This window comes from Ramlibacter sp. JJN2-2R (genome assembly GCF_057747835.1).
In genome coordinates this window covers 1,762,779-1,788,590 of sequence record NZ_CM173226.1, presented here as the reverse complement: position 1 = coordinate 1,788,590, position 25,812 = coordinate 1,762,779, and the positions used below count along the sequence as shown (strand labels likewise).

Annotated in this window: 22 protein-coding genes; 15 read left to right on the top strand and 7 right to left on the bottom strand. The window is 72.0% G+C overall.

Annotated elements, in window-relative coordinates; genetic code table 11:
* The first annotated feature begins 65 nt into the window (after nucleotides 1-65).
* Together ybiB and cobA are read left to right on the top strand one after the other, a co-directional pair.
* Nucleotides 66-971: a DNA-binding protein YbiB gene (gene ybiB / locus AC3ANR_RS08845; protein WP_488291505.1), complete on the top strand. Its 906-nt coding sequence runs from the start codon at nucleotides 66-68 to the stop codon at nucleotides 969-971.
* Entirely contained in the window at nucleotides 968-1,756 is a 789-nt protein-coding gene (gene cobA / locus AC3ANR_RS08840; protein ID WP_488291504.1) for a uroporphyrinogen-III C-methyltransferase, read from the top strand. The genes ybiB and cobA overlap by 4 nt, the downstream gene beginning before the upstream one ends.
* Before the next feature lie 19 nt (nucleotides 1,757-1,775).
* On the opposite strand, the gene AC3ANR_RS08835 is transcribed toward cobA, so the two are convergent.
* Entirely contained in the window at nucleotides 1,776-4,967 is a 3,192-nt protein-coding gene (locus AC3ANR_RS08835; RefSeq protein ID WP_488291503.1) for an efflux RND transporter permease subunit, read from the bottom strand.
* Nucleotides 4,968-4,969: 2 nt separating this feature from the next.
* The gene (locus AC3ANR_RS08830) at nucleotides 4,970-6,097 is read right to left on the bottom strand and encodes an efflux RND transporter periplasmic adaptor subunit (RefSeq protein ID WP_488291502.1); all 1,128 of its coding nucleotides are present in this window, start codon (nucleotides 6,095-6,097) and stop codon (nucleotides 4,970-4,972) included.
* A 265-nt stretch (nucleotides 6,098-6,362) separates the two neighbouring features.
* Here AC3ANR_RS08830 and AC3ANR_RS08825 point away from each other — a divergent pair, with 265 nt between their 5' ends.
* The 3 genes from AC3ANR_RS08825 (at nucleotide 6,363) to AC3ANR_RS08815 (ending at nucleotide 8,534) form a co-directional block, all read left to right on the top strand.
* Entirely contained in the window at nucleotides 6,363-7,586 is a 1,224-nt protein-coding gene (locus AC3ANR_RS08825; RefSeq protein WP_488291501.1) for a BaiN/RdsA family NAD(P)/FAD-dependent oxidoreductase, read from the top strand.
* A gap of 175 nt (nucleotides 7,587-7,761) precedes the next feature.
* The gene (gene rpsU, locus AC3ANR_RS08820) at nucleotides 7,762-7,974 is read left to right on the top strand and encodes a 30S ribosomal protein S21 (protein WP_012346814.1); all 213 of its coding nucleotides are present in this window, start codon (nucleotides 7,762-7,764) and stop codon (nucleotides 7,972-7,974) included.
* A gap of 113 nt (nucleotides 7,975-8,087) precedes the next feature.
* Nucleotides 8,088-8,534, top strand: coding sequence for a GatB/YqeY domain-containing protein (locus tag AC3ANR_RS08815; protein WP_488291500.1), 447 nt, complete (start codon nucleotides 8,088-8,090; stop codon nucleotides 8,532-8,534).
* Between the two features lie 361 nt (nucleotides 8,535-8,895).
* On the opposite strand, the gene pmbA is transcribed toward AC3ANR_RS08815, so the two are convergent.
* Nucleotides 8,896-10,272, bottom strand: coding sequence for a metalloprotease PmbA (gene pmbA / locus AC3ANR_RS08810; protein ID WP_488291499.1), 1,377 nt, complete (start codon nucleotides 10,270-10,272; stop codon nucleotides 8,896-8,898).
* 60 nt (nucleotides 10,273-10,332) lie between these two features.
* Here pmbA and yjgA point away from each other — a divergent pair, with 60 nt between their 5' ends.
* The 3 genes from yjgA to AC3ANR_RS08795 are packed head-to-tail and all read left to right on the top strand — an operon-like array spanning nucleotide 10,333 to nucleotide 12,759.
* Complete coding sequence (yjgA, locus tag AC3ANR_RS08805) at nucleotides 10,333-10,947, top strand: ribosome biogenesis factor YjgA (RefSeq protein ID WP_488291498.1); 615 nt, start codon at nucleotides 10,333-10,335, stop codon at nucleotides 10,945-10,947.
* Nucleotides 10,940-11,545 (top strand): molybdopterin adenylyltransferase, encoded by a 606-nt coding sequence (gene mog / locus AC3ANR_RS08800; RefSeq protein ID WP_488291497.1) that lies wholly within the window; start codon nucleotides 10,940-10,942, stop codon nucleotides 11,543-11,545. Before yjgA ends, mog begins: the two co-directional genes overlap by 8 nt.
* A complete protein-coding gene (locus AC3ANR_RS08795; protein WP_488291496.1) occupies nucleotides 11,542-12,759 on the top strand; it encodes an amidase in 1,218 nt (405 codons plus the stop codon). Before mog ends, AC3ANR_RS08795 begins: the two co-directional genes overlap by 4 nt.
* 43 nt (nucleotides 12,760-12,802) lie before the next feature.
* On the opposite strand, the gene cysE is transcribed toward AC3ANR_RS08795, so the two are convergent.
* Nucleotides 12,803-13,501 carry a serine O-acetyltransferase gene (gene cysE / locus AC3ANR_RS08790; RefSeq protein ID WP_488291495.1) on the bottom strand — a complete coding sequence of 233 codons (699 nt, stop codon included), beginning with the start codon at nucleotides 13,499-13,501 and terminating at the stop codon, nucleotides 12,803-12,805.
* A 32-nt stretch (nucleotides 13,502-13,533) separates the two neighbouring features.
* On the bottom strand, nucleotides 13,534-14,259 hold the full coding sequence (locus tag AC3ANR_RS08785; protein ID WP_488291494.1) for an RNA methyltransferase: 726 nt from the start codon (nucleotides 14,257-14,259) through the stop codon (nucleotides 13,534-13,536).
* 127 nt (nucleotides 14,260-14,386) lie between these two features.
* On the opposite strand from AC3ANR_RS08785, the gene AC3ANR_RS08780 reads away from it, so the two are divergent.
* Entirely contained in the window at nucleotides 14,387-15,355 is a 969-nt protein-coding gene (locus tag AC3ANR_RS08780; RefSeq protein ID WP_488291493.1) for an inositol monophosphatase family protein, read from the top strand.
* A gap of 10 nt (nucleotides 15,356-15,365) precedes the next feature.
* Complete coding sequence (locus tag AC3ANR_RS08775; protein WP_488291492.1) at nucleotides 15,366-16,466, top strand: mechanosensitive ion channel family protein; 1,101 nt, start codon at nucleotides 15,366-15,368, stop codon at nucleotides 16,464-16,466.
* A 4-nt stretch (nucleotides 16,467-16,470) separates the two neighbouring features.
* Here the strand turns inward: AC3ANR_RS08775 and AC3ANR_RS08770 are convergent, their stop codons facing one another.
* Nucleotides 16,471-16,776 (bottom strand): hypothetical protein, encoded by a 306-nt coding sequence (locus AC3ANR_RS08770; RefSeq protein WP_488291491.1) that lies wholly within the window; start codon nucleotides 16,774-16,776, stop codon nucleotides 16,471-16,473.
* A 199-nt stretch (nucleotides 16,777-16,975) separates the two neighbouring features.
* Here AC3ANR_RS08770 and mutS point away from each other — a divergent pair, with 199 nt between their 5' ends.
* From mutS to AC3ANR_RS08745, 5 genes are all read left to right on the top strand, one after another.
* Complete coding sequence (gene mutS, locus AC3ANR_RS08765) at nucleotides 16,976-19,588, top strand: DNA mismatch repair protein MutS (protein WP_488291490.1); 2,613 nt, start codon at nucleotides 16,976-16,978, stop codon at nucleotides 19,586-19,588.
* A gap of 219 nt (nucleotides 19,589-19,807) precedes the next feature.
* Complete coding sequence (locus AC3ANR_RS08760; protein WP_488291489.1) at nucleotides 19,808-20,635, top strand: proteasome-type protease; 828 nt, start codon at nucleotides 19,808-19,810, stop codon at nucleotides 20,633-20,635.
* A 49-nt stretch (nucleotides 20,636-20,684) separates the two neighbouring features.
* The gene (locus AC3ANR_RS08755) at nucleotides 20,685-21,497 is read left to right on the top strand and encodes an alpha/beta hydrolase (RefSeq protein ID WP_488291488.1); all 813 of its coding nucleotides are present in this window, start codon (nucleotides 20,685-20,687) and stop codon (nucleotides 21,495-21,497) included.
* A 77-nt stretch (nucleotides 21,498-21,574) separates the two neighbouring features.
* Nucleotides 21,575-24,604, top strand: a complete 3,030-nt coding sequence (locus AC3ANR_RS08750) for an acetoacetate--CoA ligase (RefSeq protein ID WP_488291487.1) — start codon at nucleotides 21,575-21,577, stop codon at nucleotides 24,602-24,604.
* Nucleotides 24,605-24,703: 99 nt separating this feature from the next.
* Nucleotides 24,704-25,459, top strand: a complete 756-nt coding sequence (locus AC3ANR_RS08745) for a hypothetical protein (RefSeq protein WP_488291486.1) — start codon at nucleotides 24,704-24,706, stop codon at nucleotides 25,457-25,459.
* 72 nt (nucleotides 25,460-25,531) lie between these two features.
* Here AC3ANR_RS08745 and AC3ANR_RS08740 read toward each other — a convergent pair whose 3' ends face one another.
* Complete coding sequence (locus tag AC3ANR_RS08740; protein WP_488291485.1) at nucleotides 25,532-25,732, bottom strand: hypothetical protein; 201 nt, start codon at nucleotides 25,730-25,732, stop codon at nucleotides 25,532-25,534.
* Nucleotides 25,733-25,812 lie beyond the last annotated feature (80 nt).

Here is a 25,812-nt window from a genome sequence, read left to right as displayed (position 1 = left end):
GCGCCGCGGCGAAATGGCATAACGATCCAACCGCCGGTCATGAGCCCTCTGGGACAATCCACCCCGTGGGGATCAGCCACTACCTCAAGGAGATCGGCCGCGGCTCGCAGGGCGCGCGAGCACTCGACCGCGCGCAGGCGGCCGACCTGTTCGGGCAGCTGCTCGATGGCGGCGTCACCGACCTGGAGCTGGGGGCGTTCTGCCTGGCCATGCGCATCAAGGGCGAGACGCCGCAGGAGATGGCCGGCTTCCTCGACGCCACGCATGCGCGCCTGCACAAGGTGCCGGCGGGCGCCCGCCCCGTCGTGGTGCTCCCGAGCTACAACGGCGCCCGCCGCCTGCCGGTGTTGACCCCCCTGCTCGCGCTGCTGCTGGCGCGCCGCGGCCTGCCGGTGCTGGTGCACGGCACGGCCACCGAGAGCAGCCGCGTGTTCGTGACCGAGGTGCTCGGCCGGCTGGGCATCGCGGCGCAGGAGCGCATCGCGCCGATCGCGCCCGGGCAGGCCGCGTACGTGCCGACGGAACTGCTGCATCCGGGCCTCAAGCGCCTGCTGGACGTGCGGCGCGTGGTCGGCCTGCGCAACTCGGCGCACAGCCTCGTCAAGCTCATGCATCCGGTCGACGGGCCGGCGGTGCTGGTGGGCAGCTACACGCACCCGGAGTACGCTGCGTCGATGGGCGCGGTGTTCGAGCTGATGGGCGAGACGGCCCTGCTGCTGCGCGGCACCGAGGGCGAGGCCGTGGCCGATGCGCGCCGGCTGCCGCAGATGGAAGGCTTCGTGGCCGGCCGCCGCCTGCTGCTGGAAGGCGGCCGGCGCGGAACGCTGCCCGACCTGCCGGGCTGGCCGCAAGGCACCGACGCGGACGAGACGGCCGCCTACATCCGCGACGTGCTCGACGAGCGCCGGCCGCTGCCGGCATCGATCGCGCTGCAGGTGGAACACATCTTGCGATTGGCGCAGGAGCCATGAGCAGGGAGAACACGATGCAGTCACAGGGACAGGTCACGCTGGTCGGCGCCGGGCCGGGCGACCCCGAATTGCTCACCGTCAAGGCCGTCAAGGCCATCCGGGCCGCCACCGTCGTGCTCGTGGACGACCTGGTCAATCCCGAGATCGTCGCGCTCGCGCCCGCCGGCGCGCGCATCGTCCACGTGGGCAAGCGCGGCGGCTGCAAGAGCACGCCGCAGGCCTTCATCGAACGCCTGATGGTGCTGGCCGCGCGCGAGGGCGAGCGCGTCGTGCGCCTGAAGGGCGGCGACCCGTTCATCTTCGGCCGCGGCGGCGAGGAGGTGGAGCACCTGCGCGCCGCCGGCATCCACGTCGAGGTGGTGAACGGCATCACCGCCGGGCTGGCGGCCGTCTCCGGCCTGGGCGTGCCGCTCACGCACCGCGACCATGCCAGCGGCGTCGTGTTCGTCACCGGCCACGCGCAGCGCGGGGGCCAGGCGCCCGACTGGCAGGCACTCGCGCAGGCGGTGCACCAGGCGCGGCTGACGCTGGTGGTCTACATGGGGGTGAGCGGAGCGGCGCACATCCAGCAGCAGCTGCTCACGGCGCTGCCCGGCGACACGCCGGTGGCGATCGTGCAGCACGCCAGCCTGCCGCAGCAGCGCCATGCCGTGGCCACGCTCGCGGGCCTGGCGGCCACGATCGAGCGCGAGGGGCTGGGCAGCCCCGCCGTGATCGTGGTCGGCAACGTGGTGCGCGGCATGGCGGCCCTCGCCGCGCCGCCCGCCAACGCTCGCTTCGGCTGAACCCCGGCCGCGTTGCTCCTCAGGCGGCGGCGGCCTGGCGCCCGCGCCGCAGCCGGCGCAGGCCGCGGTACAACGGCCGCACCATCAGCAGCGTCAGCAGGGCCTCGACGCCGGTGAGAACGCCCGCCCAGGCAGAGTTGCCGGTGGCGCTTCGGCGGCGGAACTTGGCCACCAGCCGGTCGCGCGCGATCTCGATCGAGTCGTAGAACGCCGGCACCACCAGCAGCGTGAGCAGCGTGGAGGTCGTGGTGCCGCCGATGATGGCGATGGCCAGCGGCCGGTAGAACTCGCCGCCCTCGCCCGAGCCGATGGCCACCGGCAACATGCCGGCGATCAGCGCGAAGGTCGTCATCAGGATCGGGCGCAGCCGCGCGCGGCCGGCGGCCATCAGCGCGGTCTCGCGGTCCTCGCCGGCCGCCTCGCGCGCGCGCGTCGCGTCCAGCAGCAGGATGGCGTTCTTGGCCACCAGGCCCATCAGCATGATCACGCCGATGAAGCTCATGAGGTTGAGCGTCGTGTGCGTGGCCAGCAGGGCCAGCACCACGCCCACCAGGCTGAGCGGCAGCGACAGCATCACGCCGATCGGGGCGGTGAACGAGCCGAACTGCATCACCAGGATCAGGTACATCAGGCCCACGCCCATCGCCAGGGCGGTGGTCATGGCGCCGAACACCTCCTGCTGGTCCTTGCCCGAGCCGCCCAGCATCACGCCGTAGCCGGGCGGGAAGTTGGTCTGCTGCGCCAGGGCGATGGCGTCCTTGGTCACGTCGCCGGACGCGCGGCCCTCGACGTTGGCCGACACCGCGATCATGCGGCGGCTGTCCAGGTGCTGGATCTGCGCCGGCGCCGCGCCCATGGTGACGCGGGCGATCTGGTTGAGCGGCACCACCAGGCTGCTGCTGCCCACCGCCACCGGCAGGCGCTCCAGGTTCTCGGCGTCCACGCGGTCGTCCTTGTGCAGCCGCACCGCCACGTCGCGCGCCTCGCCGCCCGGGTCGACCCAGTCGCCGACTTCGACGCCGGCGAAGGCCACGCGCAACGCCTGCGCGGCGTCGTTGACCGAGATGCCCAGCTGGTTGGCCAGGCCGCGATCGAGCTCCACCCGCAGTTCGTCCTTGGGCGGCAGCTCCGACAGGCCGACGTCCACCGCGCCCTTGACCTGGCGCAGGCGCTCCATGTACGCGTTGGTGATCTCCAGCAGCGTGCGCGCGTCCTGGCCGTAGAACTGGATCTGCACCGGCTTGCGCACGCCGTTGTTCAGGTCGTCCATCACGACGTACTCGGCGCCGGCCAGCCGCGCCACCAGCTGGCGCAGGTCGACCGCCACCTCGGACGCCGAGCGCTTGCGCGTCTTGCGCTTGCCCAGGTCGACGAACACGCGGCCGCCGCCGGCGTTGATCTGGCTGTTGGTGGCCTTGACCTCCGGCAGCGTGCGCGCCAGTTCGGCCGCCTTCTCCACCTTCAGGCGCGCGTACTCCAGGCTCGCGCTGGCCGGGGTGCGCACCTCGACGGCGATCACGCCGACGTCCTGCACCGGCAGGAAGCTCGAACCGCCGAAGCCCGCGTGCAGCCCCAGCGCCGCGGCGAAGCTGGCCACGGCGGCCGCCGCCATCCAGCGCCGGTGCCTGAGCGCCCAGGCGATCACGCGGCCGTAGCGGTCGGCCTGGTGGTCGAACCAGGCATTGAAGCGCTCCAGCGCGTGGCCCAGGCGGCTGCGCGGCCCGCGCTCGTGCGCCGGCGGGTCGCCCCAGTAGGCCGAGATCATCGGGTCGAGCGTGAACGACACCAGCAGGCTCACCAGCACCGAGCAGGCCACGGTCAGCGCGAACGGCCGGAACCACTCGCCCGCCACGCCCGGCATGAACACCACCGGCAGGAAGATGGCAACGATGGAGAAGGTGGTGGCGGCCACGGCCAGCCCGATCTCCGCCGTGCCGACGCTGGCGGCGGTGAGGCGGTCGGCGCCGCGCTCCAGGTGGCGCACGATGTTCTCGCGCACCACGATCGCGTCGTCGATCAGCACGCCGATCGCCAGCGACAGCCCCAGCAGCGTCATCATGTTCAGCGTGAAGCCGCACAGCCACACGGCGATGAACGCCGTGATCGCCGAGGTCGGCAGGCTCAGGGCCGTGATCAGGGTCGAGCGCCACGAGTTGAGGAACACGTAGACCACGGCCACGGTGAGCATGGCGCCCAGCACCAGCGCCTCGATCACGTTGTTCAGGTTGGCCTGGGCGTCCTCGCCGCCGTCGCTGACGATCTCCAGCTTCGTTCCGGCCGGCAGGGTGGGCGCGACCTCCTTCACCAGCTTGCGCACCCGCGCGGCCACGGCCACCGTGCTGGCCTCGCGCGAGCGGGTGACGGACATCAGCACGTTGGGGCTGCCGTTGCGCAGGCTCATGCTCTCGCGCTCGGCGAAGCCGTCCACCGTGTCGGCCAGCTGGCCCAGGCGCACGACCTCGTTGCCGCGGCGGCGCACGATCACCTGCTGGAATTCGGCCGGCGACTCGATGCGCCCGACCAGCCGGATGCTCTGGTCCTTCAGCGGCCCGACCACGCGGCCCACCGGCGCGTTGGCGTTCTGGCTGCGCAGCGCGTCCACCACCTCGGCCACCGAGATGCCGTATTCGCGCAGGCGGTCCGCATGCAGCAGCACGCTCAGCTCGCGCTTGAGCGAGCCGGTGACGTTGACGACCGCGACGCCGTCGACCGCGCGCAGGCGCTCGGCCAGGTCGTCCTCGGCCAGGCGCGAGATCGCGGCGTGCGGCTGCGACGTGGACGACAGCGCCAGCTCGATCACCGGCTGCGCGCTCGGGTCCTGCCGGCGGATGACCGGCTCGCGCATCTCGACCGGCAGCTTGTAGCGCACGGTGGAGATCGCGTTGCGCACGTCGTCGGCGGCCTCGATCATGTTCTTGCTGAAGTTGAAGATCAGCACGATCACGGCGCTGCCGTCGCGGGCGGTGGAGCGCACCTCGTAGATGCCCGAGATGCCCTGCATCGCGCGCTCGAGGCGGTTGATGATCTCGCGCTCCACCGTCTCGGGCGAGGCGCCCGGATAGGCGATCTGCACCACCAGCACGGGCTGCTCGACGTCGGGGATCTCGTTGACGCGCAGCTTCTTGAGCGCCAGCACGCCCAGCGCCATGAGCATGAGGATGACGACCACCGTGACCAGGGGCCGGCGGATGCTGAAGTCGGAGAGGAACATGGTCAGCGCACCGGGCTGGATGCGGCGGCCGCCGCGACGCCGGCCTGCGGCTCCTGCACCGCCTGGCCTTCCTTGAGCGTGGCCAGCGGGCTGCGCAGCAGGCGGTCGCCGGCGGCCAGGCCGCCGCGCACCACATAGTCGCCGCTGCGCGGGTCGCGCTCGCCCAGCGTCACGGCCACCTTCTGCAGCCTGCCGTCGCGGATGCGCCAGGCCCAGGCGTTGTCGCCCGCGCGCACCAGCGTGCCGGGCGAGACCATCAGCGCGGTCCCGCTGGCGGTGGCGATGCGGCCCTGCGCATAGAGGCCGGCCATGCGCGGCTGCGCGTCGTGGACATCGACCAGCACCTCGACCTGGCGGGTGGTGGGGTTGGCGGCGGGGCTGACCAGCCGCACGGTGCCGGCGAACTCGCGCTCGCCGAAGCCGTTGACGCGGAACGTGACCGCCTGGCCGCGCTCGACCGACTGGATGGCGTCGGAGGACACCAGGCCCTCCAGGCGCACGGTGCGCGGGTCCATCACCTTGAGCAGTTCCTTGCCGACCTGCGCGGTGTCGCCCACCGACAGCTTGCGGTCGGTCACGATGCCGTCGAACGGCGCCCGCACCTCGGTGCGCTGCAGCTGCTGGCGCGCCTGCACGGCGCGCGCGCGGGCCGAGGCCAGGTCGCTCTGGGTGGTGTTGCGGCGGATCTCGGCGTCCTCCAGCGCCTGCGCCGAGGCCATGCCCGAGGCGCGCAGCGTCGACAGGCGCTGCAGCTGGCGCTGGGCCTGGTCGAAGGCCTGGCCGGCGGCGCGCTCGGCCTCCTGGGCCGACACCAGCGCGTCGCGGATCGAGGTGTCGTCCAGGCGCACCAGCAACTCGCCCTTGCGCACGGCGTCGCCGTTGTCCTTGAGCACGGCGGTCACGACGGCCGAGACCTCGGCGCGCAGGTCGGCGCGCTTTTCGGGCTGCAGCGTGCCGGTGACCAGCGGTCCCGAGACCAGCGCGCCGGGGCGCAGCACCAGCACGTCCTCCGGCCCGACCAGCAGCGGGCCGGCGTCCTTCGGGCCGGCCTTGGCATCGGCCTGGCGGCCGCAGCCGGCCAGCAACAGCCCGCAGGCGACCAGCGCCCACATCAAAACGATCCGCTTCATGTTGTTCTTACCCTCCAATGCAAAGGGCCGATGCAGCAACTCATCGGCCCGACGGGGCCGGATTATGCGGCCACCAGGCACCAGCTCGGTGCGTGGCGGGCCTGCTCGACCAGCGCGTCGCGACTCTACGGAGCGGCCCCGCGCCGGGCGAGCGGGATGCGACGAACTGCCGCCGGCCCCGACGGGATGCGGAAAACCGGGGCCAGGCGGGGGCCGGGCGGACCGGCCCGGCCGCACCGGCCCCGGCAGCTACACTGCGCGACCCATGAGCGCCTCCCCCCAGGATTTCGATGCGGTGGTCGTCGGCGCAGGCGCGGCCGGGCTGTTCTGCGCCGGCGTCGCCGGCCAGCTCGGCCTCAAGGTGCTGCTGCTGGACCATGCCCCCAAGGTGGCGGAGAAGATCCGCATCTCCGGCGGCGGCCGCTGCAACTTCACCAACCGCGACCTCGACCCGCGCGCCCCGCACAAGCACTTCCTGGGCGACAACCCGAACTTCTGCCGCTCGGCGCTGTCGCGCTACACGGCCCTGGACTTCATCGAGCTGGTACGGCGGCACGGGATCGGCTTCCACGAGAAGCACAAGGGCCAGCTGTTCGGCGACCGCAGCTCGGAAGACTTCATCCGGATGCTGCTGGCCGAATGCGGCGCCGGCGGCGTCGAGCGCTGGCAGCCGTGCCGGGTGCAGGGCGTGCGCTGGTCCGGCGGCCTCTACGAGCTCGACACCGACCGGGGCCCCGTGCGCGCGCCGCGCCTGGTGGTCGCCACCGGCGGCCTGTCGATCCCCAAGATCGGCGCCACCGACTTCGGCCACCGGCTCGCGCAGCAGTTCGGCCTGAAGGTGGTCGCGCCCCGCCCCGCGCTGGTCCCCCTCACCTTCGAGAGCGAAGGCTGGGCGCCCTATGCGCAGCTGGCCGGCCTGGCCCTGCCCGTGCGCATCGCCACCGGCGAGAAGAAGGCGGCGATGGCGTTCGACGAGGACCTGCTGTTCACCCACCGTGGGCTGTCCGGGCCGGCGGTGCTGCAGATCTCCAGCTACTGGCAGCCGGGCACGCCGATCCGCGTCGACCTGGCGCCCGGCGTCGACCTGGCCGCCGCCCTGGCGCAGGCCAAGCAGCGCTCGCGCAAGCTGGTGGCCAACGAACTGGCCGCCTTCGTGCCCGAGCGGCTGGCCGATGCCTGGGTGCAGGCGGTCCCCGCGCTGCAGCGGCCGGTGAACGAAGCCGCGGACAAGGCGCTGGCCGTGCTGGCGCAGCAGCTCGCCCGCTGGGAGCTGGTGCCCACCGGCACCGAGGGCTGGCGCAAGGCCGAGGTCACGGCCGGGGGCGTGGACACCCGCGAGCTGTCCTCGCAGACCATGGAGTCGCGCCAGCCCGGCCTGTACTTCATCGGCGAGGTGGTCGACGTGACCGGCTGGCTGGGCGGCTACAACTTCCAGTGGGCCTGGGCCAGCGGCTGGGCCTGCGCCCAGGGGCTGGCGGCCGGGCGGTAGCCGGTCCGGCGGGGGCGCACCGGGGGTCGCCGGCAGGGGCTGCTTGCCCCGGATGCCCTTGAGGCTATAATCGCGGGCTCACTGCCGGCAAACCCCGACGGCCTGATCAATTCCTAGTCGGGGAACCCCCGCCGCAAGCCCGATCTTCTTGCGGCACCGTTAGATCACTGGATTCATGACGACGATTCGCGTTAAAGAGAATGAGCCCTTCGACGTGGCCCTGCGCCGCTTCAAGCGCACCATCGAGAAGCTCGGCCTGCTGACGGAACTGCGCGCCCGCGAGTTCTACGAAAAGCCCACCGCCGAGCGCAAGCGCAAGAAGGCCGCCGCGGTCAAGCGCCACTACAAGCGCGTGCGCAGCATGCAGCTGCCCAAGAAGCTCTACTGAGCTTCGGGGTCGGCCGCCACGCACCGACTCGAAGGCGCCGCACGCAGCGGCCGCCGCCAAGCCTGCCCGGGGACGCTCGCGCAGGCTTTTTTCATTCCCACCTGGAGAACGCCATGCCGCTGAAGGAACGCATCAACGAGGACATGAAGGCCGCCATGCGCGCCAAGGAGACCGAGCGCCTGGGCACCATCCGGCTGCTGACCGCCGCGATGAAGCAGAAGGAAGTGGACGAGCGCATCGAGCTGGACGACACCGCCATCGTGGGCATCGTCGACAAGCTCATCAAGCAGCGCAAGGACAGCATCGAGGCGTTCCAGAAGGCCGCCCGCCAGGACCTGGCCGACAAGGAAGCCGCCGAGATCCAGGTGCTGCAGGCCTACCTGCCCGCGCGCCTGTCCGCCGACGAGGTCGCCGCCGAGGTGAAGGCCATCGTGGCCGAGCTGGGCGCCAAGGGCCCCGGCGACATGGGCAAGGTCATGGGCGCCGCCAAGCAGCGCCTGGCCGGCAAGGCCGAGATGGGCCAGGTGTCGGCCGCGGTGAAGGCGGCGCTGGCGGGCTGAGGCGGGCTTCGGGGGTGAGCTGGCATCCAGCTCTTAGGCTGTCATGCCGGGCTCGACCCGGCATCCAGGCCCCAAGAGTGTCATGCCGGGCTCGACCCGGCATCCAGGCCCGGACCGTGGTGCCGGCCCGGCGATGTCGGCCGGACTGGATTGCGGGTCGAGCCCGCAATGACAAGAGACGCGTCATGCCCGGCGTGAGCCGGCATCCGAGATCAGCCCCACAGACTGTCATGCCGGGCTTGACCCGGCATCCAGGCCCGGACCGTCGTGCCGGCCGGCTGAGGCGAGTCGGACTGGATTGCGGGTCAAGCCCGCAATGACAACAGACGCGCGCCGGGATGGCCGGCGCGGCGCCGCGGGCCTACGAACCGGCCACCTTCATCCGGTCGATCAGGACCGAGCCGACCGTCTTGGCGCCATAGTTGTAGGCATCGGCGCCCACGGCCTGGATGCCGAGCAGCATGTCCTTGAGGTTGCCGGCGATGGTGATCTCCTGCACCGGGTAGGCGATCTCGCCGTTCTCGACCCAGAAGCCGCTCGCGCCGCGCGAGTAGTCGCCGGTGACGTAGTTCACGCCCTGCCCCATCAGCTCGATGACGAACAGCCCGGTGCCCAGCTTGCGCAGCATCCCGGGCAGGTCGTCCTGCGGCTGCGTCAGCCGCGAGGTGAGCGTGAGGTTGTGCGAGCCGCCGGCGTTGCCGGTGGTCTTCATGCCGAGCTTGCGCGCCGAGTAGCTGGACAGGAAGTAGCCCTCCACCCGGCCGGCGTCGACCACCTTGCGCGCCTTGGTGCGCACGCCCTCCTCGTCGAACGGCGCACTGCCCTTGCCGCGCCGGGTGTGCGGATCCTCCAGCACGTCGACGTGGTCCGGGAAGACCTGCTTGCCCAGCGAATCGACCAGGAAGCTGCTGCGGCGGTACAGCGATCCGCCGCTGGTGGCCTGCACGAACCCGCCCAGCAGACCCGCCGCCAGCGGCGACTCGAACAGCACCGGGCACTCGCGCGTGGTGATCTTGCGCGCCTTCAGCCGCGAGAGCGCCCGCTCGGCGGCGTAGCGCCCCACCGCCTCGGGGCCCGCGAGCTCCTTGGGCGAGCGCATCGAGGTGTACCAGGCGTCGCGCTGCATGTCCTCGCCGCGCCCGGCGATCGGCGCCACCGACACCGAGTGGCGCGAGCTGGCATAGCCGCCGCGAAAGCCGTGCGTGTGCGCGCTGAAGAAGTGGCTCTGCTGCGCGGAGACGCCCGCGCCTTCGCTGTTGGTGATGCGCTTGTCGGTGGCGAAGGCGGCCGCCTCGCAGGCGAGCGCGATGCGCGCGGCTTCCTCGCTGTCGATGGCCCACGGGTGGAACAGGTCCAGGTCGGGCTGCTCGTCGGGCCGCGCGATGTCGTCGGCATCGGGCAGGCCGGCCACCGGGTCTTCGGCGGTGAAGCGCGCGATGTCGTAGGCGGCCTGCACCGTCTGCTCGATGGCTGCCTCGGAGAAGTCGGAGGTGCTGGCGTTGCCGCGCCGGCGCCCGATGTAGACGGTCACGCCCAGCGACTTGTCGCGGTTGCGCTCGACGTTCTCCAGCTCGCCCTTGCGCACCGACACCGACAGGCCGCAGCCCTCGGACGCCTCGGCGCCCGCGTCGGTGGCGCCCAGCTTCCTCGCATGCAGGAGCGCCCGGTCGACGAGTTGTTCGAAGGTGTCTCGGCTGTACGAAAAGCCGTTCGCGGCACGGGAGGAAGCTTGTGTCATGGCGGGGCTATGATACTTGCGGCCACCCGCGCAGCCGGGCCGCGCCTGCCCTTTCCCACCATGTCACGCAAACCAAAAAAAGGCTACTTCGTGCGCGGCCAGTTCGTCGCCGAAGGCAGCGAACTGGACCTGCAGCTCAAGGCCGAACTGAAGCACTTCCAGGACAACAGCAAGACCGAGCTCAAGCGCGAGAGCACCGAGCTGCAGAAGCTGGGCGAACAGCTCATGACGCTTCGCAGCGCGCTGTTCGAGCGCCTGCAGCTGCCCGACAAGCTGGTCGACGCGCTCGAGGAGGCGCGCCGCATCACCAACTTCGAGGGCAAGCGCCGGCAGATGCAGTACGTCGGCAAGCTGATGCGCGGCCTGGACGAGGAAGCGCTCGCCGCGGTGCGCGCGGCCCTGGACGAGCAGCGCCAGGGCTCCGCCGCCGACAGCCTGGCGCTGCACGAGGCCGAGCGGTGGCGCGACGACCTGATCGCGCGCGAGGAGGCCTTCGGCGAGTGGATCAGCGCCCACCCGGACACCGACAGCCAGCAGCTGCGCGCCCTGATCCGCCAGGCGCGCAAGGACCACCACCCCAGCCAGGCCGAAATCTCGCAGGGGCTGGCGCCGCGCCACGGGCGCGCGTACCGCGACATCTTCCAGCTGGTCAAGGAGAAGCTGCAGCATGAGTGACACCCCGTTCGATCCGGTGCGCATCGGCATCGTCTCCATCAGCGACCGCGCCTCCTCCGGCGTGTACGAGGACAAGGGCCTGCCGGCGCTGAAGGACTGGCTCGCGCGCGCGCTGAAGAACCCCATCACGTTCGAGCCGCGCCTCATCCCCGACGAGAAGGACCGCATCGGCGCCGCGCTGGTGGAGCTGGTCGACCGGGCCGGCTGCGCGCTCGTGCTCACCACCGGCGGCACGGGGCCGGCCCCGCGCGACGTCACGCCCGAGGCCACGCTCGCCATCGCCGACCGCGAGATGCCCGGCTTCGGCGAGCAGATGCGCCAGATCAGCCTGAAGTTCGTGCCGACGGCGATCCTGTCGCGGCAGGTGGCGGTGATCCGCGGCCAGGCGCTGGTCATCAACCTGCCCGGCCAGCCCAAGTCGATCCAGGAGACGCTGGAGGGCCTGAAGGACGCCAACGGCCAGTCCGTGGTGCCCGGCATCTTCGCCGCCGTGCCGTATTGCATCGACCTGATCGGCGGGCCCTACCTCGAGACGAACGACGAGGTGTGCAAGGCCTTCCGCCCCAAGTCGGCGATCCGTCCGCCGCGCGCGGCATGAGCCCGCGCGAGCGCGTCGAGCGCACGCTCGCGGGCATCGCCGCGCACGACGGCGACCTGGGGTCGTTCGTCGCGGTGCACGACGCGCAAGGCGCGGCGCGCGAGCTCGATCGGGCCCTGGCCCACGGCGGCGCGCTGCAGGGCCTGCCGGTGGGCGTCAAGGACATCTTCGACACCGCGGGCCTGCCGACGGCGTACGGCTCGCCCCTTTACGCGGGGCACCAGCCGCGCGTGGACGCCGCCATCGTGCAGGCGATCCGGCGCGCCGGCGGCACGGTGGTCGGCAAGACCAGCACGACCGAATTCGCGTTCCTGAACCCGACGCCGACGCTCAACCCGAATGCGCCCGGCCGCACGCCGGGCGGCTCCTCGGCGGGCTCCGCCGCCGCGGTCGCCGCGGCGCTGGTGCCGCTGGCCGTGGGCACGCAGACCGGCGGCTCGGTGATCCGGCCGGCCTCGTATTGCGGCGTGGTGGGCTTCAAGCCCAGCTTCGGCGCCCTGCCCACCGCGGGCCTGAAGCCGTTCTCGTGGTCGCTCGACACGGTGGGCCTGTTCACGTCCACGGTGGCGCAGATGGCCGAGTGGTCACAGGCGATCAGCGGCCGCCCCTGGGCGGCACGCACCCCCGGCGCCGGCACGCCGGTGTTCGGCATCGCCTGGTCCCATCCCTGGGGCGAGCTGTCGGCCAGCGCGCGCAAGGCGCTGGAGGCGGCCAAGCGCAAGCTGGAGGCGACGGGCGTGCTGGTGAAGGACGCGGTGCTGCCCGACTGGATCGGCGACGTGTTCCGCGCCCACGACGCCGTGCAGGGCTGGGAAGCCACACGGGCGCTGGCCGACGAATTCGAGTTCCACGCCGACCGCTTGTCGCCCATCCTGCGCGACTACCTGCGCGACGCCCGGCGCGTGGACGACGCGGCGTACGAGGCCGGCCACGCGACGGCGCACGCGGCGCGGCGCGCGCTGCACCAGCTGTTCGACGGCATCGACGTGCTGCTCACGCCCAGCGCGCCCGACGAGGCGCCCGAGGGCTTCGGCTCCACCGGCGCCTCGACCTTCAACCGCGTCTGGACCCTGCTGCACGTGCCGTGCCTGAGCGTGCCCGGCGCCACCGGCGTGAACGGCTGGCCCATGGGCGTGCAGGTGGTCGCGCCGATCGGCGAAGAGGCACTGTGCCTGCGCGCCGGCGCCGTGCTGGAAGCGGCGCTGCGCGCCTGAGCGCAACTCGCCGCAGGCCGCGGACCGCAGCCCGGACCCGGCCTCAGTCCCCGGCCGGCGCCTTCTCGGCCTGCTCCAGCTGCAGCCGCTCGATCGCCTGCCACAGCTGCATGATCTGGTGCTCGTGCGACGACGCGCTGTCGAACAGGCCGCGCATCGCTTCGGACACCGGATCGCCCGCCTGCGTGAGGCCGTAGGCGGCGAAGGCCCGGTCGCTGCCGCGGTCCTCGGCGCGGATGATGCGCGCAGGGATGCCCACCGCGGTGGCGCCCGCGGGCACCGGCTTGGTGACGACGGCGTTGGAGCCGATGGCCGCCCCGTCGCCGACCGTGAAGCCGCCCAGCACCTTGGCGCCGGCGCCGACGACGACGTTGCGCCCGAGCGTGGGATGCCGCTTGGCGCCGCGCGTGAGCGAGGTGCCCCCAAGCGTGACGCCCTGGTAGATGGTGCAGCCGTCGCCGATCTCGGCCGTCTCGCCGATGACGACGCCCATGCCGTGGTCGATGAACACGCCCTCGCCGATCGTCGCGCCCGGGTGGATCTCGATGCCGGTCAGCCAGCGCGAGAACTGCGAGACCAGGCGACCCGGCCAGCGCAGGCCATGGCCCCAGCACCAGTGCGCCAGCCGGTGCAGCACCAGGGCGTGCAGGCCGGGATAGCAGGTGACCACCTCCCACGTGCCGCGCGCGGCGGGGTCGCGGTCGAGGATGCACTGGATGTCGGAGCGGAGCCGGTCGAACATGACTTCCGGGTTGGGCTGTCGGGCGCGCCAGTCTAAGGCTTGCCCTTGGCCGCCGCCTGCGACATGGCCTTGGCGACACCACGCAGGATGTGGATTTCCTCGGGGGTCGGTTGCGCGCGGTTGAACATCTGGTGCAGGCGCGGCATCAGCTTCTTGGGCGCGGCCGGATCGAGGAAGCCGATGTCCACCAGCGCCTGCTCCCAGTGCGCCAGCATGCCGGCCACCGCCTGCGCATCGGCCGGCACCGCCGCCGGCGCCGACGGCGTGACGCCATAGCCGCCCAGCGCCAGCCGCCACTCGTAGGCCACCAGCTGCACCGCGGCGGCCAGGTTGAGCGAGCCGTAGTCGGGCGCGGTGGGGATCGTCAGCGCCACGTGGCAGCGGTAGACGTCCTCGTTGCGCATGCCGTAGCGCTCGGATCCGAACAGGAAGGCGACGCCCTGCGCGCGGCCGGCCAGGCCCGGCAGGTGCTCGCGCGGCGTGGCGGTGGGCGGGCCGAAGTCGCGCGGCGTCATGGCGGTGGCGCACAGCACCTGCACGCCCTCCAGCGCCTCGTCCAGCGTGGCCACGGTGCGCGCGCGCGCCAGCACGTCGGTGGCGCCGCTGGCCCGGTCGATCGCCTCCTGCCGCGCGAGCACATCGGGCCAGCGCGGGGCCACCAGCACCAGGTCGTCGAAGCCCATCACCTTCATCGCGCGCGCGACCGCGCCGACGTTGCCCGCATGGCTGGTGCCGATCAGGATGAACCGCGTCTTCAAGCTTCCCCCGGTAGAATCGGGGGCATTGTCGCCGCCTGCATCGCCGGGCCCGGCAGCGCCCCGCGGGGCGCCGATCTTCGAACCTCCCGGGCCGCTCCATCGGCGGCCCGCCAAGTCCAGACAATCCATGCCGTCCAACCTGCACCCCATGCTCAACGTGGCCATCAAGGCCGCCCGCGCCGCAGGCGCCATCATCAACCGGGCCGCGCTCGACGTCGAAGCCGTGCGCGTGTCGCAAAAGCAGGTCAACGATTTCGTCACCGAGATCGACCACGCGAGCGAAGCCGCCGTCATCGAGACGCTGCTCACCGCCTACCCCGACCACGCGATCTGGGCCGAGGAATCCGGCCAGACCCATGGCAAGCAGGGCTCCGATTTCGTCTGGATCATCGATCCCCTGGACGGCACCACCAACTTCATCCACGGCTTCCCGGTCTATTGCGTCAGCATCGCGCTGGCGGTCAAGGGCCGCGTGGAGCAGGCGGTGATCTACGACCCCACCCGCAACGACCTGTTCACCGCCACGCGCGGCCGCGGCGCCTACCTCAACGAGCGGCGCATCCGCGTGTCCAAGCGCACCGACCTGCGCCAGTGCCTGGTCTCCACCGGCTTTCCGTTCCGCCCCGGCGACAACTTCAACCTGTACCTGCGCATGATGTCCGAGGTGATGCAGCGCACCGCGGGCCTGCGCCGCCCCGGCGCCGCCGCGCTCGACCTGGCCTACGTCGCCGCCGGCTTCACCGACGGCTTCTTCGAGACCGGCCTGTCGCCCTGGGACGTGGCCGCCGGCTCGCTGCTCGTCACCGAGGCGGGCGGCCTGATCGGCAACTTCACGGGCGAGTCCGACTTCCTGGAGCAGAAGGAATGCGTCGCGGGCAACCCGCGCGTGTACGGCCAGCTGGTGGGCATGCTCTCCAAGTACAGCAAGTTCGCCAGCGCCGGCGAGAAGGCGTCGGTGCGGCAGGCGCCGGAGCTGGTGCCGCCGGAGACCACGCCCACGGCCGAGACGCGCGACGCACGCGACACCGGCGACACCGGCGACCAGCAGGCCGCACAGGACTCGCAGGGCGCCGGTGGCGCGGAGCCCGCTCGCTGACATGGCGGGCGTGACGGGCGTGACAGGCGTGACGGGCGTCCTGGCCGAGCTGCTGCAGCAGGATCCCTGGACGGCCACCGCGGCGCTCGCGCTGGCGGCGGTGGTGGCGGCGCTCATCACCCACGCCATCGTCGGCGCGGTGCTGCGCCGGGCCACGCGCGGCGCGCCCATCCTCAACGCCATGCTCACGGCGGCCCGGCAGCCGGCCGGCGCGGTGCTGCCCCTGTTCGCCCTGCAGGCGGTCTGGAGCCTGGCCGACGACCAGCTGCGCACCATCGGCGGCGTGCGCCACGTCAACGGCCTGCTGCTGATCGCGGCGGTCACCTGGCTGGTGTCGGCCATCCTGCGCGGCCTGCGCCAGGGCGTCACCTCGCAGCACCGGGTCGACGTCGAGGACAACATCCAGGCCCGCCGCATCCACACCCAGGCGCGCGTGCTGGCCCGCACGGGGCAGGTGGTCGTGCTGATCGCCGGCATCTCGATGATGCTCATGACGTTCCCTGGCGCGCGCCAGGTCGGCGCCAGCCTGCTGGCCTCGGCAGGCGTGCTGGGCATCGTCGGCGGCCTGGCGGCGCGGCCGGTGTTCAGCAACCTGATCGCCGGGCTGCAGCTGGCGCTGGCGCAGCCCATCCGGCTGGACGACGTGCTGATCGTCAACAACGAATGGGGCCGGGTCGAGGAGATCACGGGCACCTACGTGGTGCTGCGCATCTGGGACGAGCGCCGCATGATCATCCCGCTGCAGTGGTTCATCGAGAACCCGTTCCAGAACTGGACGCGCACCAGCTCGCAGATCCACCAGCCGGTCTACCTGCACGTGGACTTCAGCACCCCGCTGGAGCCGCTGCGCGCCGAACTGCAGCGGGTGGTGCAGGCCGCGCCCGAGTGGGACGGGCGCACCGCGCAGCTGGTGGTCGTGGACGCCACCGAACACAGCATGAAGCTGCGGGCGCTGGTGTCGGCGCGCGCGTCGGGGCCGGCGTTCGATCTGGGGTGCAAGGTCCGCGAGGCGCTGTTCACGCTGCTCGCGCGCGACTATCCGCAGTACCTGCCGAACCAGCGGCAGATCAACCTGGGCGAACGCCCGGGCGCGCCGCAGGCCGGGGGCTGACGGGTCAGCGCTTGTCGTCCCAGGCCAGCGCGGGGCCCTGGGGCGAGTGGCGGCGGAACGCCGCCACGTACAGCTGGCCGAAGAACAGCACGATGTTCATCTTCTGGATCGCCTCGCGGTGCAGCCGCCACGTGTGCTGCAGCTGCGACGGCTGCAGCCCGCCGGCCACGGCGTCGGCCAGGTCCAGGCGCGCGGCCGAAGCCGCTTCCTGGGCCCGGGCGGCGGCCCGGCTGGCCGCGCTGCAGATGGTCTTGAGGTAGCCGAGCTGGTGCGCCGGCACCACCACGAACTCGCCCTTCTTGCCTGACATTCACGCCTCCCTGCGCTGCGTCGTTGCAGGCCACTGTGGCAAGCGCGGCGCGCCGCCCCTGTAGGACGCGCGCGATGCCCGTTGTGATCCGCTGGCACAGCCTTGCCGCGGCGATCCGGCAGCGATGCGGCGGGCGGATCGGCACCGCATCGGCGGCGCGCCGGGCGCAGCGGAGCCAACCCCGATAATCGGCTCCCTCATGAGCAGTCCTGCCGCCTCCGAGACGCCCGACCTGAGCGGGCACACGCCGATGATGGCGCAGTACCTCGCCATCAAGGCGCAGCACCCGCAGACGCTGGTGTTCTACCGCATGGGCGACTTCTACGAGCTGTTCTTCGGCGACGCCGAGAAGGCCGCCCGCCTGCTGGACATCACCCTCACCCGGCGCGGCAACTCCGCCGGCCAGCCGGTGGTGATGGCCGGCGTGCCCTTCCATTCGGTCGAGAGCTACCTCGCGCGCCTGATCCGCCAGGGCGAATCGGTGGCGATCTGCGAGCAGGTCGGCGACGTGGCCACCAGCAAGGGCCCGGTCGAACGCAAGGTGGTGCGCGTGGTCACGCCCGGCACGCTCACCGACACCGAACTGCTGGCGGACAAGGCCGAGGCCGTGCTGCTCGCGGTGCACCAGGGCTCGCGCCACCGCTGCGGCCTGGCCTGGCTGAGCGTCACGCAGGGGGCGCTGCAGCTGGCCGAGTGCGCGGGCGACGAGCTGGAGGCGTGGATCGCGCGCATCGCGCCCAGCGAGCTGCTGCACAGCGCCGACGTCACGGAAGCGTTCGGCCAGCGGCTGCGGGCGCTGCGCTTTTCCGGCTCCGTCTCGCTGACCGAGCGACCCGCCTTCCAGTTCGACGCCGGCCTGGGGCTGCGCAAGCTGCTCGAGCAGCTCAATGCCGCCACCCTCGCCGCGTGGGGCGCCGACGAGCTGGTGCAGGCGCACGCGGCCGCCGCGGCGCTGCTCGCGTACGCCGAGCACACCCAGGGCCGCGCGCTCTCGCACGTGCACAGCCTGCAGGTGCAGCGCGACGACGAGCTGATCGACCTGCCGATCACCACCCGGCGCAACCTCGAGCTGGTGCAGACCCTGCGCGGCGAGGACGCGCCCACCCTGTTCTCGCTGCTGGACACCTGCATGACGGGCATGGGCAGCCGCATGCTCAAGTGCTGGCTGCTCGAGCCGCGGCGCGACCGCACGCAGGCCACCCAGCGCCTGGACGCCATCGAGGCGCTGCGCGCCGGCGCCTGGCGCCGCCTGCGCGAGGAGCTCAAGGGCACCAGCGACGTCGAGCGCATCACCGCGCGCACCGCGCTGCGCCAGGTGCGCCCGCGTGAACTGGTCGGCCTGCGCCAGTCGCTGGACAAGGCCCGCGGGCTGGCCGCCGCCGTCGAGCCGGCGCTGCCGCTGCTGGCGCAGTTGCGCCAGGACCTGCAGCCGCCGGCGGGCTGCGCCGACCTGCTCGCGCGCGCCCTGATGGACGAGCCCGCGGCCCTCGTGCGCGACGGCGGCGTGATCGCCACCGGTCACGACGCCGAGCTCGACGAGCTGCGCGCGATCCAGCAGAACGCCGACGGCTTCCTGCTGCAGCTGGAAGCGCGCGAGCGCGAGCGCACCGGCATCGCCAACCTCAAGGTGCAGTTCAACCGCGTGCACGGCTTCTACATCGAGGTCACGCAGGGCCAGCTGGACAAGGTGCCGGACGACTACCGTCGCCGCCAGACGCTCAAGAACGCCGAGCGCTTCATCACGCCGGAGCTCAAGGCGTTCGAGGACAAGGCGCTGTCGGCCCAGGAGCGGGCGCTGGCGCGCGAGAAGTGGCTCTACGAGCAGCTGCTCGACGCGCTGCAGCCGCACGTGCCGGCGCTCGGCCGCCTGGCCCGCGCGCTCGCCTCGCTGGATGCGCTGTGCGCGCTCGCCGAGCGCTCGCTGACGCTCGGCTGGTGCCGCCCGCAGTTCATCCGCGAGCCGGGCATCGAGATCACGCAGGGCCGCCACCCGGTGGTGGAGGCGCGCCTGGCCGAAACCTCGGGCGGCGCCTTCATCGCCAACGACACCCGGCTCGGGCCCAGGCAGCGCATGCAGGTGATCACCGGCCCCAACATGGGCGGCAAGAGCACCTACATGCGCCAGGTCGCGCTGGTCTGCCTGCTGGCGGCGATGGGCTCGTACGTGCCCGCCACCGCCTGCCGGCTGGGGCCGATGGATGCCATCCACACCCGCATCGGCGCCGCCGACGACCTGGCCAACGCGCAGTCGACCTTCATGCTGGAGATGACCGAGGCCGCACAGATCCTGCACGCCGCCACGCCGCAGAGCCTGGTGCTGATGGACGAGATCGGCCGCGGCACCTCCACCTTCGACGGCCTGGCGCTGGCGTCGGGCATCGCCGCCCACCTGCACGACAAGACGCAGGCCTTCACGCTCTTCGCCACCCACTACTTCGAGCTGACGGAGTTCCCGGCCCGGCACCACGCGGCGGTGAACGTGCACGTGAGCGCCACCGAGTCGGGCAGCGACATCGTGTTCCTGCACGAGATCCAGCCCGGGCCGGCCAGCCGCAGCTACGGCATCCAGGTGGCGCGCCTGGCGGGCATGCCGGCCGCCGTGGTCAACCATGCGCGGCACGCGCTGGCCGCGCTGGAGACGCAGCAGACGCTGGCGCGCGAGCAGGTCGACCTGTTCGCGCCGCCGCCCGAGACGGCCGCGCCCGCACCGAGCGCAGTCGAATCCGCCCTGTCGGCGCTCGACCCGGATACGATGAGCCCGCGCGACGCGCTGGATGCGCTGTACGCGCTGAAGAAGAAGCTGGGCGGATGAGCACTTCGATGGCTTGTCATTCCGGCGCAAGCTGCAATCCAGGCGGCGCGCGAACGGGCACCGCACTGGATTGCGGGTCGAGCCCGCAATGACGAGGGGAAGGGCCAAGCCCGCAATGCCGGGGACAGCTCAAGCCCGCAATGACGAGGGTGAGGCCGGTGCCCGCCACGACAAGGGAAGGCTCCACGCCGCCATGACAACCGTTTCGAGGATCGCCCCATGACCTATTGCGTCGGCATCAAGCTCAATGCGGGCCTGGTGTTCCTGTCCGACTCGCGCACCAACGCCGGGGTCGACCACATCAGCACGTTCCGCAAGATGATCGTGTACGAGCGGCCGAACGACCGCTTCATGGTGCTGCTGACGGCCGGCAACCTGTCGATCTCGCAGTCCGTGCGCGAGATCCTGCAGGTCGAGCACCTCAAGGACCAGGAGGGGGGCGACCCCATCACGATCTGGAACGCCCGCAGCATGTTCGACGCTGCGCGCGTGCTCGGCCAGACCGTGCGCCGCGTGTACGACCGGGATGCCGACGCGCTCAAGGCCTCCGGGGTCGACTTCAACATCTCGCTGCTCTTCGGCGGCCAGATCCGGGGCGAGGGCATGCGCCTGTTCCAGGTCTATTCGGCCGGCAACTTCATCGAAGCCACCTGCGAGACGCCCTACTTCCAGATCGGCGAGTCCAAGTACGGCAAGCCGGTGCTCGACCGCGTGATCACGCCCGAGACGCCGCTGGACGAGGCCGCCAAGTGCGCGCTGGTGTCCATGGATTCGACGATGAAGTCCAACCTGTCGGTCGGCCCGCCGCTGGACCTGTGCGTGTACGAGGTCGACCGCTTCCAGACCGACAAGCTCGCCTGCCTGGACCACAACAACCCGTACTACAGGATGCTGCACACGAGTTGGGGACAGAAGCTGCGCGAGGTGTTCGACAGCCTGGAGGACCCGGTCTGGGACGACGCCCACACCGACACGCCGCTCAAGACCGAGCTGTCGCCGCACCTGCCGCTGAGGAAGATCACGCGGCCGGAAGAAAAGCTGATCTGACCGCCGGGCGCGGCGGTGCCCGGCCGCCGTCGCGTTCGTTCGCGCCTCCATGTCCCTCATCGTCTTTTCCCACGCCAACAGCTTTCCCGCTGCCACCTACACGGTGCTCTTCAAGCAGCTGCGCTCGCGCGGCTTCATCGTCAAGGCCGTGGACAAGTTCGGCCACGACGAGCGCCACCCGGTCACCAACAACTGGCCGCACCTGCTGGAGCAGCTGCACGAGTTCGCCGAGCGCGAGGTGGTGCAGGCCGGCGAGCCGGCATTCTTCGTCGGCCATTCGCTGGGCGGCTTCCTGAGCATCCTGTGCGCGGCGCGCCATCCCGAGCTCGCGCGCGGTGTGCTGATGCTCGACTCGCCCCTGCTGGGCGGCTGGAAGGCGCATGCGCTCGGCGCCGCCAAGCGCACCCAGCTGGTCGGGTCGATCTCGCCGGGGCGCATCAGCCGCCAGCGCAAGAACCGCTGGCCGACGCGCGAGGCGGCATTCGAGCATTTCCGCCACAAGAAGGCGTTCGCGCAGTGGGACGAGCAGGTGCTGCACGACTACGTGAACCTTTGCACGCATGACGTGGACGGCGAGCGCATGCTGAGCTTCGACCGCGAGGTCGAGACCGCCATCTACAACACGCTGCCAGACAACATGGAGCGCGTGCTGCGCCGCCACCCGCTGCGCAGCCCGGCCGCCTTCATCGGCGGCTGCCAGTCCGAGGAGCTGCGCCAGGTGGGCCTGTCGATGACGCAGAAGGTGACGCAGGGGCGGATGATGATGCTCGACGGCAGCCACCTGTTCCCGATGGAAAAGCCGCTGGCCACCGCGGCGGCCATCGAGGCCGCGCTGCGTTCGCTGGAAACGTTTTGCGGCTGAAGTTGTTCCCGACCTAGTCCACTTGCGTTTCCGCAAGCGCACGCGCGGCCGGCGTTCCTACACTGGCCTGCATGGGAATGCAGTCGACTGTTCCCGCGACGCCCTGTGGCAACGGGCGCGGCGACGAGGGCATCTGGATTGGCCGGGACGCTGCGCGCCCTTCCCAGCTGGCTGCCTTCGGCAAGTCGCTGGAGGACGTGGCGCAGCGCCGCTTCACCGGCTGGACGGACCTGCATGCGTGGTCCGCCACCGAGTACCGCGCGTTCTGGCTGGCGATGCTGCGGTGGTGCCGCGGCCCGCTGGGGATCGCGGGCGACGCCGAGCCGGTGTGCATCGGTGACGATCCGGAACATGCCGTCTTCTTCCCCGGCCTCGAACTCAATTACGCCGACAGCCTGCTGAGCCTGTCGGTCGCCGGCGCCGATGCGCCGGCGGTGCGCGAGTGCCATGCCGACGGCAGCCGGCGCACGCTCACGCGCGGCGAACTGCGCGAGCAGGTCGCGCGGCTGGCGCAGGGCCTGGCCAGGCTGGGCGTCGGGCCGGGCGAGCGGGTCGTCGCCGTGCTGCGCAACGACGCCCGTGCCATCGCGCTCGCGCTGGCGGTCACCGCGCTCGGTGCGACGCTCTCGACCGCGGCGCCCGACATGGGCGTGCAGGCGCTGCTGGACCGCTTCGGCCCGCTGGAGCCCCGCGTCCTGGCGGCGCACCTGGCGCCGCAACCCTTCGACACCGGCATGCCCCTGGACGAGAAGGTGGCGGCGCTCGCCCGCCAGCTGCCCTCGTTGCAGGCGGTGGTGCGGATGGACGAGGGCGCGCTGCCCGCCGACGCCGCGCCCACGCAGCACGCGTTCGACGACCTGCTCGCGCCCGATCCCGCGGCGTTCGCATGGACGCGGCGACCGTTCAACCACCCGCTGTTCGTGATGTTCTCCTCCGGCACGACCGGGCGGCCCAAGTGCATCGTGCATGGCGCGGGCGGCACGCTGCTCGAGCACGTCAAGGAGCACCGGCTGCACACCGACCTGCGGCCGGGCGACCGGCTCTACTTCCACACCAGCTGCGGCTGGATGATGTGGAACTGGCAGCTGTCGGCGCTGGCCTCGGGCGTGGAGATCGTCACCTACGACGGCCCGATCGACAGCGTCGACCGCTTGTGGAAGCTGGTGGCGCGCGAGCAGGTCACCGTGTTCGGCACCAGCCCGGGCTACCTGCGCATGTGCGAGGAGGCCGGCGTGGTGCCCGCGCGGTTCGGCCTGGACGCCCTGCGCGCGGTGTTGTCCACCGGCGCCGTGCTGCACGACGCGCAGTTCCACTGGGTCACCCGCCAGGCCAAGGCCGTGCCGGTGCAGTCCATCTCGGGCGGCACCGACATCATCGGCTGCTTCGTGCTCGGCCATCCGGACCTGCCCGTGCTTCCGGGCGAGGCGCAGTGCCGCAGCCTCGGGCTGGACGTGCAGGCCTGGCAGGACGGCCGGCAGGCAACCGGGATCGGCCACCTGGTGTGCACCAACCCGTTTCCCTCGCGGCCGCTCGGCTTCTTCGGCGACACCGACGGCCAGCGGTTCCATGCGGCCTATTTCGCGCAGAACCCCGGCGTCTGGACGCACGGCGACCTGATCGAGTTCTCGGCCGCCGGCGGTGCGCGGCTGCACGGCCGCGCCGACGGGCTGGTCAACGTGCGCGGCACCAAGTTCTGGCCGGGCGAAGTCGAGCGCATCCTGGCCGCCACGCCCGGCATCACCGAAGCCATGGTGGTCGAACGCCGGGTCGGCGAGCCGCGGATCCTGGCGCTGCTGGTGCTCGCCCCCGGCAAGGTGCTGGATGCGGAGCTGGCGGCCCGCCTGCGGCGCCAGGTCGCCGACCAGTTGTCGACGGCGCACGTGCCGGACCTGCTGCTGGACGTGCCGGCCCTGCCGCTCACGCACAGCGGCAAGGTGTCCGCGGCCGCCGCGCGCGCGGCGGTGCATGGCCAGGCGGTGGAGAACCTGGGCGCCCTGCGCAATCCCGAGTCGCTCGAGGCGATCCGCGGCCACGCCGCCCTGCGCGAGCCGGCCCCAACCGCCGTCCCGCCGACCGCCGCCGGCACCCTGGTGGAGCAGTTGCGGCTCCTCTGGGAGCGCCATTTCGGCCTGGCGCTGGGCGCCGACGACAACTTCTTCGCGCTGGGCGGCAACTCGCTCCTCGGCGCTCGCCTGCTGCGCGCGGTGCAGGAGACGACCGGCTGCGCACTGCCACTGTCGGCGCTGCTGGAAGCGCCGACGGTGCGGCGCCTGGCCGCGCTGATCGAATCGCACGGCCCGGCGCCCTCGCCCACGCTCGTTCGCATGCGCGAAGGCGACGGCCGGCCGGTGTTCCTCGTGCACGGCCTGAGCGGCACGGTGATGGAGTGCTGGCGGGTCGTGCAATCGCTGCGCACCTCTCGCCCGATCTGGGGCTTTCTGGCGCACGGCCTGGACGACGCGCAGCCGCCGCAGCGCCAGGTCGAAGCCATCGCCGAGGCCTACCTGTCCGACCTGCGGACCGTGCAGCCCGCGGGGCCCTATGCGCTGTGCGGCTTCTCGTTCGGCGGGCTGGTCGCGTATGAGATGGCGCGCCGGCTCGCCGCCCGCGGCGAAGCGGTGGAACAGCTGGTCCTGCTCGATCCCTACGTGGAACGCCCGGAGGTGGGGTGGCTGCGGCGCACCGCGCAGCGCACGGTCGATGCCGGCCGGCGGCTGGCCCACGCGGCGCCGGCCGAGATGGGCACGTACGCACGCATCCGGACCAGGCGGGCCGTGCACGACCTGCGCGTGGCGCTGGGCTGGGAGCAGCCGCTGCGGCCGAGCGCGGGCATGGGCCTGCCGCCCGCGCAGGAACGCGTGTTCGACGCCCTTTCCGAAGCCATGGCCGCCTACCGGCCGCTGCCCTACACCGGGCCGATCGTGTTCGTGCGGGCCCGCGACCGGCTGCCCGGCCGCATCGATCCGCTGCCGGCTTGGCGCCATGTGAGCGGTCCCGGCCTGCGCCTGGCCGAGTTGCCGGGCGGGCACCTGGACCTGGTCGGCCAGTCGGCGCAGCGCGTGGCCGCCGTGATCGACGAGGCCTTCGGCGCCCCGGTCAGGGGTTGACCGAAGGACGATGCGCCGCCCCGTCGCCGCGAGGGTCCTACACAGGCGCGCAACGACGCCCCACAGCCCCCGGATGGGCTCCGGGCGCACAGTGGAACCATGCCTTCCACTGCCTCGCTCCAGAACCCCTACCAGGCGCCGCCCCTGTCGCTTCTCGCGATGGAACCGGTGCGCGCGGTGTTCGACTTCTGTGCCGCCAAGTTCGGCGCCAGCGCGCAACCGGTCGGCGACGGCCATCCGGTGATCGTCTTCCCCGGCCTCGGGGGCGCGCCCTTCACCACCTCGCACCTGCGGCGCTACATCAACGACTCCGGCTTCTCGGCCCATTGCTGGGGGCGCGGCGTCAACACGGGCCCTGAAGGCGAGTTCGACGAGTGGCTGTCCGGGCTGGAGGAGGACGTGCGCCGCCACCACGACCAGGCCGGCACCAAGGTGAGCCTGGTGGGCTGGAGCCTGGGCGGCATCTATGCGCGGGAGCTGGCCAAGCGGGCGCCCGATGCGGTGCGGCAGGTGATCACGCTGGGCACGCCGTTCGCCTCGATGCGCGGCTCGACCCATGCCGAGACCGTTTTCACCATGCTCAATGGCGACACCTCGGCGCTCACGCCCGCGATGCAGGCGCGCCTGCGCGCCACGCCGCCGGTGCCCACCACCTCGATCTACAGCAAGACGGACGGCGTCGTGGCCTGGCGCGGATGCATCGAGCGCCGCACCGCGCGCTCGGAGAGCGTGGAGGTCGGTGCGAGCCACCTGGGGATGGTCACGCACCCGCAGGTGCTGCGGATCGTGGTCGACCGCCTCGCGCAGCCGCAGGACGAATGGCGCCCGCTGCGACGGCGCGAGCTCGGACGCTGACCGCGCGGGTCGACCCGCCAACGACAAGGGCTGCCGCGGCAGCCCTTGGTCTTTCACATCATGCGAACGCGTTCACTCCGAGGAGGGACGGCCGTCCGCCGGCTGGCGGCGGCCCCGATAGTTGCGGCGGCGCAGGGACTCGAGCGCGGTCGCGGCGCCCTGCCCCCAGGTGCCGTCGACACGGGGGGCCTGCGGCTGCTGCGCCTGCTGCTGCGGCGGGGAGGCGCCGTCCTGCGCGCTCCGGTCGCCTTGACCTGGTTCCTGCTGTTCCATGAATGAGCCTTGGCCGCCCGAAGGCCGCCTGAAGCGCAATGGTGCACTGCCGCACCGCGAGAACTTGTCGGGTTGCCGCC

Coding starts and splice junctions, on each gene's coding strand:
- cobA (WP_488291504.1), top strand. CDS start 968: ATGAGCAGGGAGAACACGATGCAGTCACAGGGACAGGTCACGCTGGTC.
- mutS (WP_488291490.1), top strand. CDS start 16,976: ATGAGCAGTCCTGCCGCCTCCGAGACGCCCGACCTGAGCGGGCACACG.
- AC3ANR_RS08795 (WP_488291496.1), top strand. CDS start 11,542: ATGAGCCCGCGCGAGCGCGTCGAGCGCACGCTCGCGGGCATCGCCGCG.
- cysE (WP_488291495.1), bottom strand. CDS start 13,501: ATGTTCGACCGGCTCCGCTCCGACATCCAGTGCATCCTCGACCGCGAC.
- AC3ANR_RS08755 (WP_488291488.1), top strand. CDS start 20,685: ATGTCCCTCATCGTCTTTTCCCACGCCAACAGCTTTCCCGCTGCCACC.
- AC3ANR_RS08750 (WP_488291487.1), top strand. CDS start 21,575: ATGCAGTCGACTGTTCCCGCGACGCCCTGTGGCAACGGGCGCGGCGAC.
- AC3ANR_RS08760 (WP_488291489.1), top strand. CDS start 19,808: ATGACCTATTGCGTCGGCATCAAGCTCAATGCGGGCCTGGTGTTCCTG.
- AC3ANR_RS08770 (WP_488291491.1), bottom strand. CDS start 16,776: ATGTCAGGCAAGAAGGGCGAGTTCGTGGTGGTGCCGGCGCACCAGCTC.
- rpsU (WP_012346814.1), top strand. CDS start 7,762: ATGACGACGATTCGCGTTAAAGAGAATGAGCCCTTCGACGTGGCCCTG.
- AC3ANR_RS08830 (WP_488291502.1), bottom strand. CDS start 6,097: ATGAAGCGGATCGTTTTGATGTGGGCGCTGGTCGCCTGCGGGCTGTTG.
- pmbA (WP_488291499.1), bottom strand. CDS start 10,272: ATGACACAAGCTTCCTCCCGTGCCGCGAACGGCTTTTCGTACAGCCGA.
- mog (WP_488291497.1), top strand. CDS start 10,940: ATGAGTGACACCCCGTTCGATCCGGTGCGCATCGGCATCGTCTCCATC.
- AC3ANR_RS08780 (WP_488291493.1), top strand. CDS start 14,387: ATGCCGTCCAACCTGCACCCCATGCTCAACGTGGCCATCAAGGCCGCC.
- AC3ANR_RS08835 (WP_488291503.1), bottom strand. CDS start 4,967: ATGTTCCTCTCCGACTTCAGCATCCGCCGGCCCCTGGTCACGGTGGTC.
- AC3ANR_RS08825 (WP_488291501.1), top strand. CDS start 6,363: ATGAGCGCCTCCCCCCAGGATTTCGATGCGGTGGTCGTCGGCGCAGGC.
- yjgA (WP_488291498.1), top strand. CDS start 10,333: ATGTCACGCAAACCAAAAAAAGGCTACTTCGTGCGCGGCCAGTTCGTC.
- AC3ANR_RS08745 (WP_488291486.1), top strand. CDS start 24,704: ATGCCTTCCACTGCCTCGCTCCAGAACCCCTACCAGGCGCCGCCCCTG.
- AC3ANR_RS08815 (WP_488291500.1), top strand. CDS start 8,088: ATGCCGCTGAAGGAACGCATCAACGAGGACATGAAGGCCGCCATGCGC.
- AC3ANR_RS08740 (WP_488291485.1), bottom strand. CDS start 25,732: ATGGAACAGCAGGAACCAGGTCAAGGCGACCGGAGCGCGCAGGACGGC.